Genomic DNA, 234 nt, shown 5'->3' on the forward strand with positions numbered 1-234 from the left:
TCGTCCTGGCTTTCTCCGGGTACGGCGAGACCCCGCTGGGACTGGACGGGGAGAAGCCGGAGTACTCCACGGCGTGCTGGTCGGCCATGCTCTTCGCGGCCGGCATCGGCATCGGCATCATCTTCTTCGGCCCGTACGAGCCGCTGTCCTACTACCTGGCCCCGCGCCCGGGGGCGTACGAGGCGGGGGGCGGGGGGGCGGTGACGGGGGCGCTGGCCCCGGCCGCGCTGCACT

The 234-nt window shown here is 73.5% G+C and carries 1 protein-coding gene; it reads left to right on the forward strand.

The annotated features are described in order from the left end of the window. A partial coding sequence (locus tag KVS67_RS13290) for a BCCT family transporter (protein ID WP_217565574.1) occupies positions 1-234 on the forward strand: 234 nt, incomplete at both ends.

The sequence above is a fragment of the Micrococcus sp. GbtcB5 genome, assembly GCF_019091605.1.
GTDB classification, from domain to species: Bacteria; Actinomycetota; Actinomycetes; order Actinomycetales; family Micrococcaceae; genus Micrococcus; species Micrococcus luteus.